The sequence below is a fragment of the Halomonas sp. genome (genome assembly GCF_014859505.1).
Lineage (GTDB): Bacteria > Pseudomonadota > Gammaproteobacteria > Pseudomonadales > Halomonadaceae > Halomonas.
Genome location: NZ_JACUUD010000027.1, coordinates 17,547 through 30,202, shown reverse-complemented (window position 1 = coordinate 30,202; position 12,656 = coordinate 17,547). Strand labels below are relative to the sequence as shown.

Sequence of the window (12,656 nt, the reverse complement as noted above, 5' to 3'; positions counted from 1 at the left end):
AACTCATATGATCGATAACTCAGATGCTCTAGGCGAGACCCTGCAACGCGCCGCCCGAGTGGCAGGCGCGATTCTACGCGAGGGCTACCACGCCGACGGAGCCATCAACTTCGAAAGCAAGGGCGCCTCGGACTTCGTGACCCATTACGACCGGGCGGCCGAGAACGCCATTATCGACACCATTCGCCGTGCGTATCCCGACGTGGGCTTCCTTGGCGAGGAGACCGGCGCCACCCCAGCGCGGGATGGTGACATCACGGTGATCATCGACCCACTGGATGGCACCAACAACTTCCTGCATCGGGTGCCCCACTTTTCCGTCTCTATCGCCGTTCGCGAGGGCGATATACTCACCCACGGGGTGGTCTACCAGCCGCTGCTGGACGAAATGCTGTGGGCGGAACGCGACCAAGGCGCCTACCGTGGCGCGCAGCGCATCACGGCACCTCCAGCGCGAGCCCTGCATGAGATGCTGGTCGCCACTTGCCTGCCCTACCACGCCAAGGGCGACTGCCCGACCAGCCTGTCCCAGATGACCGACCTGATGCCGAAGGTGGCAGGCATTCGAGCCCCCGGCTCGGCGGCACTCGAAATCGTCTATGCCGGAATTGGCCGCTTCGATGCCTTCTGGTCCCAGGGAGCCCGGCTGGAGCTCTGGGACATCGCCGCCGGCATCGTCATAGCCCGGGAGGCGGGCTGCACGGTCACCGACCTCGCCGGCAACCCGGCACCTACCGAGTGGACCAGTCTGTTGGTAGCCCACCCCGAGCGTCACGACGAGCTGAGGGATGCGATACATAGCGGTTAACCTGCCAGCCCAGCAGGCCGGGACGAACCAGGTACGGCGTGGCGTTGGCCAGCCGTGGGCCGTTCGGCGTGCCGATCAGCTGAGCACGAATTACGCGAAAGACGCCCGAATGAGCCACCACCAGCGGCATCTCCACGCTTGCCAGCACGACATTGAGCGCCGCCAGCACGCGAACCTGGAAATCCGCCCAGCTCTCGCCGCCGGGCGGTGTGGCCTCGTAGGCAGGCTGCTGCGTCAGGCGCAATTGGTCCAGTCGCCCCCAGTCGCGCTCGTCGAGCCCACTCAGTCGCATCGCCTCCTGGCCGGGAACCGCCAGTTCCGCGGTGCGCCAGGCGCGCTGCAGCGTGCTGGTCACGACCCGGCTCCAGGGTCGATCAAGCCAGGCAGCGGCCTGTCGCGCCTGGGCCTCGCCAAGCACCGTCAGCGGCACGTCACTGCGTCCGCAGATGCGCTGCTCTCGGTTGAGCTGCGTTTCACCGTGGCGGATGAAGACGAAGGGCCTAGCCAACAGCATCGCTGTCTTCCTCCGACAGTAGTGGCTCATCTGTCGTCAGCAACTCGTTCACTTCGCGCACCTCGGTGGTAAAGAGTGGGGTTACCTGCTCCGCTCCCAGTTGCCACACCAGCATCCGCATATGCAAAAGCCGCAGATGCACATTCCAGCGCTGCCAGTCGACCTCACCGGCTATCCTCTGGCGTTGCCGCCGGGGCGTGAGATAGCCAGTATGCAGCAGCCGGTGGTCTGGCCAGTCCTGTGGGTCGTCGTCGCGATCCTCGACTAGCCATAGCATGGGCGAATCCGTACGCGACGCGTCTAGCAGCCGGCGGAGGGCAGCATTCTGCCCTTGCCGGCGCGGCGTACGGGGCAACCTCAGCAACGCCTCGAGCCCCGCGCGGCAAGCGTTGTCCAGATTCCAGACGACACCAAGCTCGTCGAGCCACAGCGCCATTTCCAGGGCGCGCCCCGATACCGGCACCGGGAGCACCCGAGGCTCGTACAGTCGCTGCGCGATGGCCTCGCGACACTGCGTCTGGGGCGAATTGTAGCGGCCATAGGAGGCGTCCAGCAGCGCGACACGCGCCGGTGGCGGCTCGTCGAAGGGAAAAAGCAGCGACTCGCGGCAGGCGTCGCCGCTGTAGAATACGCCGTCACCAATGCCGAGATGCAGCCATACGCCACCGAGGGCGTGCAGTAGAGCGGCAGCTCGGCGGGCAGCGCCGAGACCCCGCCGATGTGATCGAAATGGTCGTGACTGATCAGCACGGCGTCGACGTCCAGCCCTTCTGCCCAGGCTAACGACTGGCCCGGATGCAGGACGCCGCCGGCGTCGAGCAGCAGGCGCCTGCCCTCGGCCTCGACCAGGATAGCGGCGGGCGCCTTGTCGCCCAGCCCGCTTAGCACCTCGATGCGCAGGCTCATGTCTCGGGCTCCAGACACCAGCCCTCGCGCAAAATCAGGGCCACCTGCCGCCCTTCATCGAGCGCCGCGTGGTGGTAAGCCAGCAGCGCTTCACCGCTTTCGAGGCGCAGGTACAGCTCGTAGCGTTCGCCGCGGAAGGTCACGCTCTCCACTCGTCCACACAACGCCTGTGGGGAAAGGGCATCGGACAGCACCGTCACGTGCTCGGGGCGCACCAGTACCGGCTGGGTGCGCTCAGCAGGAGCAGAGGCAAGCCCACGCATCAGCATGGCCTCCTCTAGGCGCTGGTCCGGCCGGCCGGCCGCCACGTTCAACAGGCTGCCCTGGCCGATGAAGCTGGCCACCCAGGCGGTCCGCGGCTGGCGATAGAGCGTTTCCGGCGTGGCCCACTGCACCAGCCTGCCCTCGCGCATGACCGCGATGCGGTCCGCCAGCGCCATGGCCTCGCTCTGGTCGTGGGTGACGTAGACCAGGGTGGCCTGGGTGCGGCGGTGGAACTCGCGAAAGCTCTGCTCCATGGACGCACGGAGGTGGCGGTCGAGGTTGGCCAGCGGCTCGTCGAGCAATACGACATCCGGATCTGTCACCAAGCAGCGTGCCAGCGCCACGCGCTGACGCTGGCCACCGCTGAGCTCCTGCGGCGAGCGCTCGGCGTAAGGCGAGAGCCCCACTAGCGACAGCGCCTGGGCCACTCGACGCCGGTACGTCTCGCCAGCCAGGCGGCGCAGCTTGAGTGGGTAGCCGACATTGTCGGCCACGCTCATGTTCGGCCACAGAGCGTAGGACTGGAACACCATCGCCATATTGCGCCGTTCCGGCGCAACGTGATGCTCGCGGCTGGCCAATATCCGCCCGCCCAGACGAATTTCCCCTTCGCTGAGCGACTCGAAGCCGGCCAGCATGCGCAGCATGGTGGTCTTGCCGCAGCCGCTGGGGCCGAGCAGCGCGACGAACTCTCCCGGAGCGATGTCCAGGGAGAGCGCCTCGACGGCAGGGTGCTCACCGAAGCACTTGGTCACACTATCGATCGTCAACCCTGCCATGGCACGACCCCCTTGGGCAGGCGCGGTGCCAGCAGGCTCAGGCAGAGCATCAACGTGGCGACCATCAACACCACTAGCACGGAAACCGCGGCAGCCAGCACGCTCTCGCCGCCTTCGTCGAGGTTGAAGATCAGCACGCCCAGGGTCTCGTTCCCCGCGCTCCACAGCAGCGCCGAAACGGTCAGCTCGTTCACCGCCAGCAGGAATACCAGCAGCCCACCGGCAAATAGCGCCGGGGCCAGCAGCGGCAGCACAATACCACCCAGGCGCCGCCAGGGGCCGGCGCCTGCCAACTGCGCGGCCTCCTCCAACGAGGGATCGAGCTGGGCGAGGCCAGCGGCCACCGGCTTGAGGCACACCACCAGAAAGCGCATCAAGTAAGCAACGAAGATCAGCCCGAGAGTGCCGTAGAGGGCCACATCGATGACGGGTATGGGTCGTACGAAGAGCAGGATGCAGGCTACCGCCAGTACCACACCGGGCAGCGCATAGGGCAGTTCGATAGCACTCAATGCCAAGCTTTGCCAGCGCGGCGGCAGCCGCTGCAGGCGGTAGGCCAGCGGCAGGCTGCACAGCATCAGCACCAGGGCGGCGCAACCCGCCAACCACAGGCTGTTGCGCACCGCGCGCCAGGTCGCTCCCTGGCGGCCGATCACCTCGTGATAGGCGTTCAGGGTGACGGTCTCCCAGGTAAGCGGCACGCCCACAGCGGGCACCAGCGAACTCACCACCAGCGCCACCAAGGGAGCAACGAGGATTACCAGTAATAGCGTCACCAGCAGGGCGGTCACCCCTCCCCGCCAGCGGCCCAGAGAAAAGTCGTGGGCGCGGCCGCTGTGGCCCATCAGACCGAAACGGCTGCGCTTCATCCACGCCTGCTGCAGCGCCACCCCGGCCAGCGCTAGCATGCCGATCAGCAGCGACAGCGAGGCCATCTCGGCCAGTACGCCGGTGCCGAAACTGGCCATGCGCTGGTAGATCAGGGTCGGTAGGACGTAGTAGCCGACGGGAATGCCCAACATGGCGGGAATGCCGAAGTTGCCCAGACTCGAGATGAAGGCCATGGCGGCACCGGCGATCAGGCCGCCACGGGTCACCGGCAGGATAATCTGCCTCCACACCTGGGCCTGGCGGGCTCCACTGATACGGGCCGCCTCGACCAGTTCCCGGGGGAGGGAGAGCAGTGAAGTGCGCAGCGCCAGGAACACCAGCGGCGCGCTCTGGATCCCCAGCAACAGGGCAATACCTTCGGCGGAATAGAGCGGCTGGGGGCTGCCCAGGGGCGGCGCCATGCCGATGCTCTTCAGCAGCGGGCTGGCGGGCCCGAACAGCTGCAGCCAGCTCAGCGCGGTGACCTGGGGCGGGATCATCATCGGCAGCATGAAGCAGAACACCAGCCAGGCCTTGCCGCGAATGTCCGTGAGAGTGATCACGAAGGCGAACAGGCTGCCCAGCACCAGCGCAATCAGCATGCCCAGCCCCGACGTATAGAGACTGCGCCAAAGCGCCCGCCAGGTACTTTCGGCCTGCAGCACGCGCCATAGCGGCGACTCGCTGCCCTGGCCCAGGCCGCCCAGCGACTCCATTAGCAAGCGCAGGCTGGGCACAAGACTGAGCGCCACGATGACGAGCATGAGTAGGGTGAGCAGCCAGCGATGCTGGCTGCTATCGGCGAGACCCGGTGTCATGGTCAGCTTCCGAACAAGTCGCTGAAGCGCTGCTTGAGTTCGGCTTCCCTGGCCAGGGCGCTTTCGATGTCGAGCGGCATCAACGCGATATCGTCGCGGGCGGGGAAGCCGGCCGGCGGGGCGACCTCAGGATGCGCCGGAAGATAGCCCTGCTCGCTGACCAGCTCCTGGCCCTCACGTGATAGAACGAAGTCGACAAACTTCTGCGCCGCCTCGACGTTCCTGGCGCCCTGCATGATGGCCACAGGCTCCGTCACGGCGCTCACGCCCTCCTCGGGGAAGACGAACGCCACCGGCGAGCCCTTGGCCGATTCCCGGATCGGCAGGAAGTCGACCACGATTCCGTAGGGTTTGGTACCCGACGCCACGGCATTGAACACGCCGCCGTTGCCGCCCTGGGCCTCGACACGATTGGCCTGGAGTGCCGCGTAGTACTCTTCACCGAGTTCGGGGTTGGCCTCGAGCGTCGCCATGTGAATCAGCGCAGCGCCGGAATAGAGCGGGCTCGGCATGGTCACCTGCCCTTCGTACTCGGGCCGGGTGAGCTCCCGCCAGCTCTGGGGCTTCCGTTCGGCCCCGGTGTTGTAAACGATACCGGTGGTGATCAGCTTGGTGCCGTAGTAGTAGCCTTCCGGATCGTAGAGCTCGGCGGCGTAGACCTCGCGTTCCGGGCTCAGGTGGGGCTGCAGGTGCCCTTCTTGCTTGAGCGACTCCAGGGTCATGCTGTCGGCGATCAACAGCACATCAGGGTTGCTGACGCCGGCGGAGAGTTCGGAGCGCAGCCGGGTCATCAGCTGCGTGGTGCCATCCCGCACCCACTCCACCTCGATCTCGGGGTAGGTCGCCTGGAAGGCGTCGACGGTTTGCTGGGCATCGCTGTTGGGCTGGCTGGTGTAAAGCACCAGCTTCTCGTTACCGAGAGCCGGAAGGGCCAGGCCGGCAAGAACCACGGCGGCGGAGAGGGCCGCTGACAGGGGGCGCTTCGGCATAAGGAAAACCTCCGATGAGTGAGCCCCATCGACATTATTGTCACTGGCTTACAGCGCGATGACAGTATGCTTTCGCTCGGATGTAACATCTTCATCAGCAACGCGCCGTATTCAGCAACTCTGGCAAAAAACAGCGGCCCGATGTCATCTACGTAGCGACCCAAGGGCCGCTGGGCTGGTCGGCCAGGCGCGCCGCCCGTCGCCTCTCGATACCCGTAGTCGCTGGCTGGCATACCAACTTCGATCATTACTGTCAGGACTATGGCGCGCCCTGGCTAGCCGCTCCCTTGATGCAGCTGCTGAGTGTCTTCCACAATGGCTGTGCCGCCACCCTGGTCCCCACACGACAGCAGGCCGAGGCGCTTGCTGATCAGGGTTTTCTGCGCCTGAACGTGATGGTCCGTCGACTCGGCGGCGGTGTAGACGGTCAGCTCGGTGGCGGCCTGGGCGCCGGTTATCATGGCCAGGGCGACGGCGCCGCCAATCAGGGAACGGGGAAACAGGGACATGGTGGCTCTCCGGGTAGGCTGAGTGGCAACCAGGACAGCGGATCTGGTATAGACCAAGGGTCTGGCGATCTCGAATGACAGCCCGGTGACGCTTGGCTAACACCTACATGAAGAGTTAAGACGGCGTGAAGACCGGCCGGCAAGCCCCTATGCCTTGCCCTCCAGCCGCCCCTCCTCGAAGGCGTCGGGATCGCTGAGCAGCTCGCGCAGGTGATCGGTGAGGCGCAGGTAGTAGGCTTCGTTCATTCACTGATTGCCATCATGGACAACCCATGGAGCCCTGACCCGTCGCGCCAATCCAGCCGCTCCCAGCCCTCGTACCTGGCCACCTCGGCCAGCACCGGGTCGGGATTGACCGCCACGGGACGATCGACCCGGTTGAGCAGCGGCAGATCATTCTGGGAGTCTGAGTAGAAGCTCAGATGACTGGCCGCAACGCCCTGCTCGGCCAGCCAGGCCTCCAGGCGGGCGACCTTGCCGCCACGGTAGGAGAGCACCCCGGTGGTGGCGCCGGTGAAGCGCTGCCCATCGAGGGCCGGCTCCACGGCGATCACCTCCTGGATGCCCAGGGCGACCGCCACCGGCGCCACCAGATGCCTCGAGGAAGCGGAGATCAGCATCGGGAGATCGCCCTGCTGGCGGTGCCGGGCGATCAGCTCGCGCCCCTGGGCGAACAGCCGGGGTACGACACGAGCCGCCACGAAGGCCTCCACCTCTCTCGCCACCTCCTCCAGATGGCGCCCCGCCAGCGGCGACAGCGTCAGGGCCAGGTACTCCTCAAGCCGCAGCCGCCCCGCGTGGTAAGCGTCGTTCATCCGCTGGGTGCTGGCCAGGAAGTCACCCGGCGCGGCGATCCAGTCCCGTTCCACCATCCAGTCGTTCCACAGCGCGCTGCAGTCGCCGTCCAGCAGGGTGTCGTCGAGGTCGAAGAGGGCAAGGCGCATGACGGTCTCCAGTGGCCCGGTGGCTCGATAAAGGCAGATAGCCTGAACCACCCGGGTGACAACGGCATGACCGACGAGGCGCGTCACGGTGCTGCCATACGACTGACACGCTCTCGCCACCCGACTGACACCGACCCGCCACGGCGTCGTCACCTTGTGCGGCTAATGTCTTGCGAGGTTTCAGCGCGGCTGCCCGCCATCCACGACATCGCTGTTCATCACACCACAAGGAGAGCTACATGTCCGCATTTTCCCTGAAGAGCCTGGCCGCCGGCGTCGCCGCCGCCACCCTGTCGCTGTCCGCTCACGCCGCCGTCGAGGTCCAGTGGTGGCACGCCATGGGCGGTGAGCTCGGCGAGATCCTCGAAGGCATCACCGAGGAGTTCAACGCCTCCCAGGACGACTACCGGGTGCGCCCCAGCTACCGCGGCAACTACACCGAGACCATGACCGGCGCCATCGCCGCCTTCCGCGCGGGTGAGCAGCCGCACATCCTGCAGGTCTTCGAGGTGGGCACCGGCACCATGATGGCCGCCGAGGGCGCCATCTACCCCATCCATGAGCTGATGGCAGACCACGGCCGCGCCTTCGACCGCGAGGCCTTCCTGCCGGCGGTGGTGGGCTACTACACCGATACCCGCGGCAACATGCTCTCCTTCCCCTTCAACTCCTCCACGCCGATCCTCTACCTCAACCGCGACGCCTTCGACGCCGCGGGCCTGGACGGCACGCCCGAGACCTGGGAGGAGATCGTCGACGCCTCCCGCCAGCTGCGCGAGAGCGGTGCCGCCAGCTGCGGCTTCACCACCTCCTGGCCGAGCTGGGTGATGCTGGAGAACTTCTCCGCCATGCACGACTCGCCGCTGGGCACCCTGGAGAACGGCTTCGGCGGCCTGGAGACCGAGTTCGTCTTCGACAATGCCCTGGTGGCGCGCCACTGGGACAACCTCAAGGCGTGGCAGGACGAGGGGGTCTTCCGCTGGGGCGGCCCGGGGCCGGGGGATGACGCCGCCCCGATGTTCTACTCGGGGGAGTGCGCCATGTTCTTCGGCTCCTCCGCCGCCCGGGCCGGGGTGCTGGCCAACGCCGACTTCACGGTGGACTACGCCATGCAGCCCCACTACGCCGACGTGGAGGGCGCCCCCCAGAACTCGATCATCGGCGGCGCCACCCTCTGGGCCCTGCAGGGCCACAGCGACGAGGAGTACGAGGCCCTGGCCGCCTTCTTCGAGTACCTCTCCCGCCCCGAGGTGCAGGCCGACTGGCACCAGCGCACCGGCTACCTGCCGATCACCCACGCCGCCTGGGAGCTGAGCGAGGAGCAGGGCTTCTACGCCGAGAATCCCGGCGCCGACATCTCCATTCGGCAGATGAACCTCAACCCGCCCACCGAGAACTCCAAGGGGCTGCGCTTCGGCAACTTCGTGCAGGTCCGCGACATCATCTCCGAGGAGCTGGAGGCGGTGATGAGCGGCCAGAAGAACGGCGAGCAGGCCAGCGCCGACGCCGCCCGCCGCGGCAATGCCCTGCTGCGCGACTTCCAAGCCGCCAACCGCTGAGACACACCACCCTCGCCACCCGCTGCCCGGCAGCGGGTGGTGGCATTCGTGCCGCCCCCACACCTGCCTTGCCACTCTCCTGTCGAGTTATCGATGCAGACCAAACGCATGACCTTTCCCGGGCGCTGGCTGCCCTATGCCCTGCTGGCGCCCCAGGTGATCGTCACCCTGATCTTCTTCATCTGGCCCTCGTTGCAGGCGCTTTACATGTCGCTGCTGCGCGAGGACGCCTTCGGGCTCAACACCAGCTTCGTTGGCCTGGCCAACTTCAGACGACTCTTCGCCGACACCTACTACCTCGACTCGCTCTCGGTGACTGCGGTGTTCGCCATCGGCACCACCCTGCTGTCGATGTCCGCTGCTCTGCTGCTGGCGACCACCGTCAACCGCATGCTGCGTTCACGCAACGGCTACACCACCCTGCTGGTCTGGCCCTACGCCATCGCCCCGGCCATCGCCGGGGTGCTCTGGTGGTTCATCTTCAACCCCTCCATCGGCATCGTGCCCTATGTGCTCGAGATGCTCGGCTACCGCTGGAACCACCGCACCTCCGGCACCGACGCCATGGCGCTGGTGATCATCGCCGCCGCCTGGAAGCAGATCGCCTACAACTTCCTGTTCTTCCTGGCCGGGCTGCAATCGATCCCCCAGTCGCTGATCGAGGCGGCGGCCATCGATGGCGCCGGCCCCGTGAAGCGCTTCTGGACGATCGTCTTCCCGCTGCTCACGCCCACCACCTTCTTCCTGATGGTGGTCAACGTGGTCTACGCCATGTTCGACACCTTCGGGGTGATCCACGCCACCACCCAGGGCGGCCCAGCCCAGGCCACCAACATTCTGGTCTACAAGGTCTACGCCGACGGCTTCGTGGGGCTCAACCTGGGCAGCTCCGCCGCCCAGTCGGTGATCCTGATGGCCATCGTGGTGGCCCTCACCGTGGTGCAGTTCCGCTTCATCGAGCGGCGCGTCAACTACTGACCCGGAGGAGCTCCCCATGGTCGAACACCGCCCCCTGAGCCAGCTGGCGGCCCACCTGATCCTGATCGCCGGCGTGGCCCTGGTGCTGTTTCCCGTCTATATCGCCATCGTCGCCTCCACCCAGGCGCCGGGGGAGTTCCTGCGCGGCACCCTTCCCCTGGTACCCGGTGGCCACGCCCTGGAGAACTATCGTGCCATGTGGGAGAGCGGGCTCTCCCGCGCCGGGGCGCCCCCCGTGGGCCAGATGCTCTTCAACAGCCTGGTGATGGCGCTGGCGATCACTCTGGGCAAGCTGGCCATCTCGCTGCTCTCGGCCTTCGCCATCGTCTACTTCCGCTTTCCCTTCCGGCTGTTCTTCTTCTGGCTGATCTTCGTCACCCTGATGCTGCCGGTGGAGGTGCGCATCATCCCCACCTTCCAGGTGGTGGCCGACCTCGGCATGCTCAACAGCTTCGCCGGGCTCTCCATCCCGCTGATCGCCTCGGCCACCGCCACCTTCCTGTTTCGCCAGTTCTTCATGACGGTGCCGGAAGAGTTATTGGAAGCCGCCCGGGTGGATGGCGCCGGCCCCCTGAAGTTCTTCAAGGACATCCTGCTGCCGCTGTCGGTCACCAATATCGCGGCGCTCTTCGTGATCCTGTTCATCTACGGCTGGAACCAGTACCTCTGGCCCCTGCTGATCACCACCGACAGCGACTACTACACCGTGGTGATGGGCATCCAACGCATGACCACCGCCGCCGACGGCGACCCCCAGTGGCACCTGGTGATGGCCGCGGTGGTGATGGCCGCCCTGCCCCCGGTGCTGGTGATCCTGTTCATGCAGCGACTGTTCGTGAAGGGCCTCACCGAGACGGAGAAATAGCGATGGCAAGTATCAGGATCGAGGGCCTCGAGAAGACCTACCCCGGCGGCGTGAAGGCGGTAAAGGGCATTGACCTGGAGGTGGCCGACGGCGAGTTCGTGGTGCTGGTGGGCCCCTCGGGCTGCGGCAAGTCGACCCTGCTGCGCATGGTGGCGGGGCTGGAGACCATCAGCGCCGGGGCGCTGCATATCGGCGAGCGCCGGGTCAACGAGCTGGAGCCCGCCCAGCGCGATATCGCCATGGTGTTCCAGAATTATGCGCTCTATCCCCACATGACGGTGTTCGACAACCTGGCCTACGGCCTGAAGAATCGCGGCTTCAAGCGCGACGAGATCCGCCGCCGGGTGGAGGCGGCGGCAACGATGCTGGAGATCGAGGCCTTCCTGCCCCGCAAGCCGCGCCAGCTCTCCGGCGGCCAGCGCCAGCGAGTGGCCATGGGCCGGGCCCTGGTGCGCGAGCCCGCGGCCTTCCTCTTCGACGAGCCGCTCTCCAACCTGGACGCCAAGCTGCGCGTGCAGATGCGGGTGGAGATCAAGAAGCTGCAGCGCCGCCTGAAGACCACCAGCCTCTACGTCACCCACGACCAGCTCGAGGCCATGACCCTGGCCGATCGCCTGGTGGTGCTCAACGACGGGCGCATCGAGCAGGTGGGCACGCCCATGGAGATCTACGCCCGGCCCGCCTCGCTGTTCGTGGCTACCTTCATCGGCTCCCCGGCCATGAACCTGATCCCGCTGGACTATCTACACACCAACGGGGGCGGCGACACCGCGACGGCCCTGCTCCACGACCTGCCCGAGGGCACCGACATCGTCGGCATCCGCCCCGACGACCTGCATATGCGGGCGCCGAGCGAGCCGCACCTGGTGGTGGAATCGACCCTGGAGCTGTTCGAGGCCGCCGGCGCCGAGAGCCACCTCTACGTCTGCCTGGCCGGCAGCGACCAGCCCACGGTGATCCGCACCGCCGGCCAGCCCCCGGTGGCCGAGGGCGAGACGCTGCGCTTTTACGTCACCCGCGACGCCCTGCACCCCTTCAATCGCGAGAGCGGTAAACGCATCGGGGATCACGGATAGCGCGCCTCGAAGGCCTCCACCACTCGGCGCAGGTCATCGGGCAGCCGGGCGAGGGTCTCGTGGCGCAGTGCCTCAGGCAGGCCGCCGTGGAAGGCTTCGGCCATGGCACCTGCCATGCACGCCTGGGTATCGGCGTCGCCGCCCAGCGAGATGGCGTTGCGAATCGCCGACTCGACACTGTCGGACTCCAGGAAGGCGGTGATCGACTCCGGCACCGAGCCCTGGCAGGAGACATCGAAGCGATAACCGGGACGGATCTCGTCCAGGGAATGCGAAAGGTCGAAGCCGAAACGCGCCTCCACCTCCTCGCGCAGGCATGCCTTGTCGGCCCCCTGGCGGGCCAGATAGATCACGGCGGCCACGGCCTGGGCCCCGCGGACCCCCTCGGGATGATCATGGGTCACCTCGGCGCTGCGCCTCGCCAGCATCAGTGCCTCCTCGAGCGAGCAGGCCGCGAAGCCAACCGGCGGTACCCGCATGGCCGAGCCGTTGCCCCAACTGTAGTAGGGCTGCCGGTCCCGGTTTGCCGCCCAGCGCATGAAGCCACCGCCGAAGCCAGCGTCAGGGTAGCGGTGGAAGTAGTCGTGAAAGGCATCGACGAAGTCGCCGCCGTGCAGCAGCACCTCCGCCACCGCCAGACAGAGCACGGTGTCATCGGTGAAGGTGCTCTGCGGCGTGAAGAGCGGGAAGTCCCGGTGCTTGGTGCCCCGGCCTTCGTGGACAGAACCGATGATGTCGCCGGCAATCGCGCCCAGCATGGCGTTTCCCTCCCCTGTT

14 protein-coding genes are annotated in these 12,656 nt (G+C 66.6%); 6 read left to right on the top strand and 8 right to left on the bottom strand.

Annotated elements, in window-relative coordinates; genetic code table 11:
* Positions 1 to 7: 7 nt before the first annotated feature.
* Positions 8 to 808 (top strand): inositol monophosphatase family protein, encoded by an 801-nt coding sequence (locus tag IBX53_RS06175; protein WP_290906843.1) that lies wholly within the window; start codon positions 8 to 10, stop codon positions 806 to 808.
* Here the strand turns inward: IBX53_RS06175 and IBX53_RS06170 are convergent.
* The 6 genes from IBX53_RS06170 to IBX53_RS06145 form a co-directional block, all read right to left on the bottom strand.
* Complete coding sequence (locus tag IBX53_RS06170; RefSeq protein ID WP_290906840.1) at positions 732 to 1,322, bottom strand: histidine phosphatase family protein; 591 nt, start codon at positions 1,320 to 1,322, stop codon at positions 732 to 734. The genes IBX53_RS06175 and IBX53_RS06170 overlap by 77 nt on opposite strands.
* Complete coding sequence (locus IBX53_RS06165) at positions 1,309 to 1,599, bottom strand: hypothetical protein (RefSeq protein WP_290906838.1); 291 nt, start codon at positions 1,597 to 1,599, stop codon at positions 1,309 to 1,311. The genes IBX53_RS06170 and IBX53_RS06165 overlap by 14 nt, the downstream gene beginning before the upstream one ends.
* 80 nt (positions 1,600 to 1,679) lie before the next feature.
* Positions 1,680 to 2,228 carry an MBL fold metallo-hydrolase gene (locus IBX53_RS06160; RefSeq protein ID WP_290906835.1) on the bottom strand — a complete coding sequence of 183 codons (549 nt, stop codon included), beginning with the start codon at positions 2,226 to 2,228 and terminating at the stop codon, positions 1,680 to 1,682.
* Entirely contained in the window at positions 2,225 to 3,271 is a 1,047-nt protein-coding gene (locus tag IBX53_RS06155) for an ABC transporter ATP-binding protein (protein ID WP_290906833.1), read from the bottom strand. Before IBX53_RS06155 ends, IBX53_RS06160 begins: the two co-directional genes overlap by 4 nt.
* Positions 3,259 to 4,959, bottom strand: coding sequence for an iron ABC transporter permease (locus tag IBX53_RS06150; protein ID WP_290906830.1), 1,701 nt, complete (start codon positions 4,957 to 4,959; stop codon positions 3,259 to 3,261). The genes IBX53_RS06155 and IBX53_RS06150 overlap by 13 nt, the downstream gene beginning before the upstream one ends.
* A gap of 2 nt (positions 4,960 to 4,961) precedes the next feature.
* Positions 4,962 to 5,948: an ABC transporter substrate-binding protein gene (locus IBX53_RS06145; RefSeq protein ID WP_290906828.1), complete on the bottom strand. Its 987-nt coding sequence runs from the start codon at positions 5,946 to 5,948 to the stop codon at positions 4,962 to 4,964.
* A 146-nt stretch (positions 5,949 to 6,094) separates the two neighbouring features.
* Between IBX53_RS06145 and IBX53_RS16240 the strand changes: the two genes are divergently transcribed.
* Complete coding sequence (locus IBX53_RS16240; protein WP_367171541.1) at positions 6,095 to 6,535, top strand: glycosyltransferase; 441 nt, start codon at positions 6,095 to 6,097, stop codon at positions 6,533 to 6,535.
* A 164-nt stretch (positions 6,536 to 6,699) separates the two neighbouring features.
* Here the strand turns inward: IBX53_RS16240 and IBX53_RS06135 are convergent, their stop codons facing one another.
* Positions 6,700 to 7,401, bottom strand: a complete 702-nt coding sequence (locus IBX53_RS06135; protein ID WP_290906825.1) for an HAD family phosphatase — start codon at positions 7,399 to 7,401, stop codon at positions 6,700 to 6,702.
* A 239-nt stretch (positions 7,402 to 7,640) separates the two neighbouring features.
* Between IBX53_RS06135 and ugpB the strand changes: the two genes are divergently transcribed.
* The 4 genes from ugpB to IBX53_RS06115 all read left to right on the top strand — a co-directional run bounded on the left by ugpB (position 7,641) and on the right by IBX53_RS06115 (position 11,879).
* Entirely contained in the window at positions 7,641 to 8,960 is a 1,320-nt protein-coding gene (ugpB, locus tag IBX53_RS06130) for a sn-glycerol-3-phosphate ABC transporter substrate-binding protein UgpB (RefSeq protein ID WP_290906823.1), read from the top strand.
* A 93-nt stretch (positions 8,961 to 9,053) separates the two neighbouring features.
* Positions 9,054 to 9,938, top strand: coding sequence for a sn-glycerol-3-phosphate ABC transporter permease UgpA (ugpA, locus tag IBX53_RS06125; RefSeq protein ID WP_290906821.1), 885 nt, complete (start codon positions 9,054 to 9,056; stop codon positions 9,936 to 9,938).
* A gap of 16 nt (positions 9,939 to 9,954) precedes the next feature.
* The gene (gene ugpE / locus IBX53_RS06120) at positions 9,955 to 10,803 is read left to right on the top strand and encodes a sn-glycerol-3-phosphate ABC transporter permease UgpE (RefSeq protein ID WP_290906818.1); all 849 of its coding nucleotides are present in this window, start codon (positions 9,955 to 9,957) and stop codon (positions 10,801 to 10,803) included.
* A gap of 2 nt (positions 10,804 to 10,805) precedes the next feature.
* Complete coding sequence (locus IBX53_RS06115) at positions 10,806 to 11,879, top strand: sn-glycerol-3-phosphate import ATP-binding protein UgpC (RefSeq protein WP_290906815.1); 1,074 nt, start codon at positions 10,806 to 10,808, stop codon at positions 11,877 to 11,879.
* On the opposite strand, the gene IBX53_RS06110 is transcribed toward IBX53_RS06115, so the two are convergent.
* Positions 11,870 to 12,637 (bottom strand): ADP-ribosylglycohydrolase family protein, encoded by a 768-nt coding sequence (locus IBX53_RS06110; RefSeq protein ID WP_290906813.1) that lies wholly within the window; start codon positions 12,635 to 12,637, stop codon positions 11,870 to 11,872. The two genes, IBX53_RS06115 and IBX53_RS06110, sit on opposite strands and share 10 nt — an antisense overlap.
* Between the last annotated feature and the right edge of the window lie 19 nt (positions 12,638 to 12,656).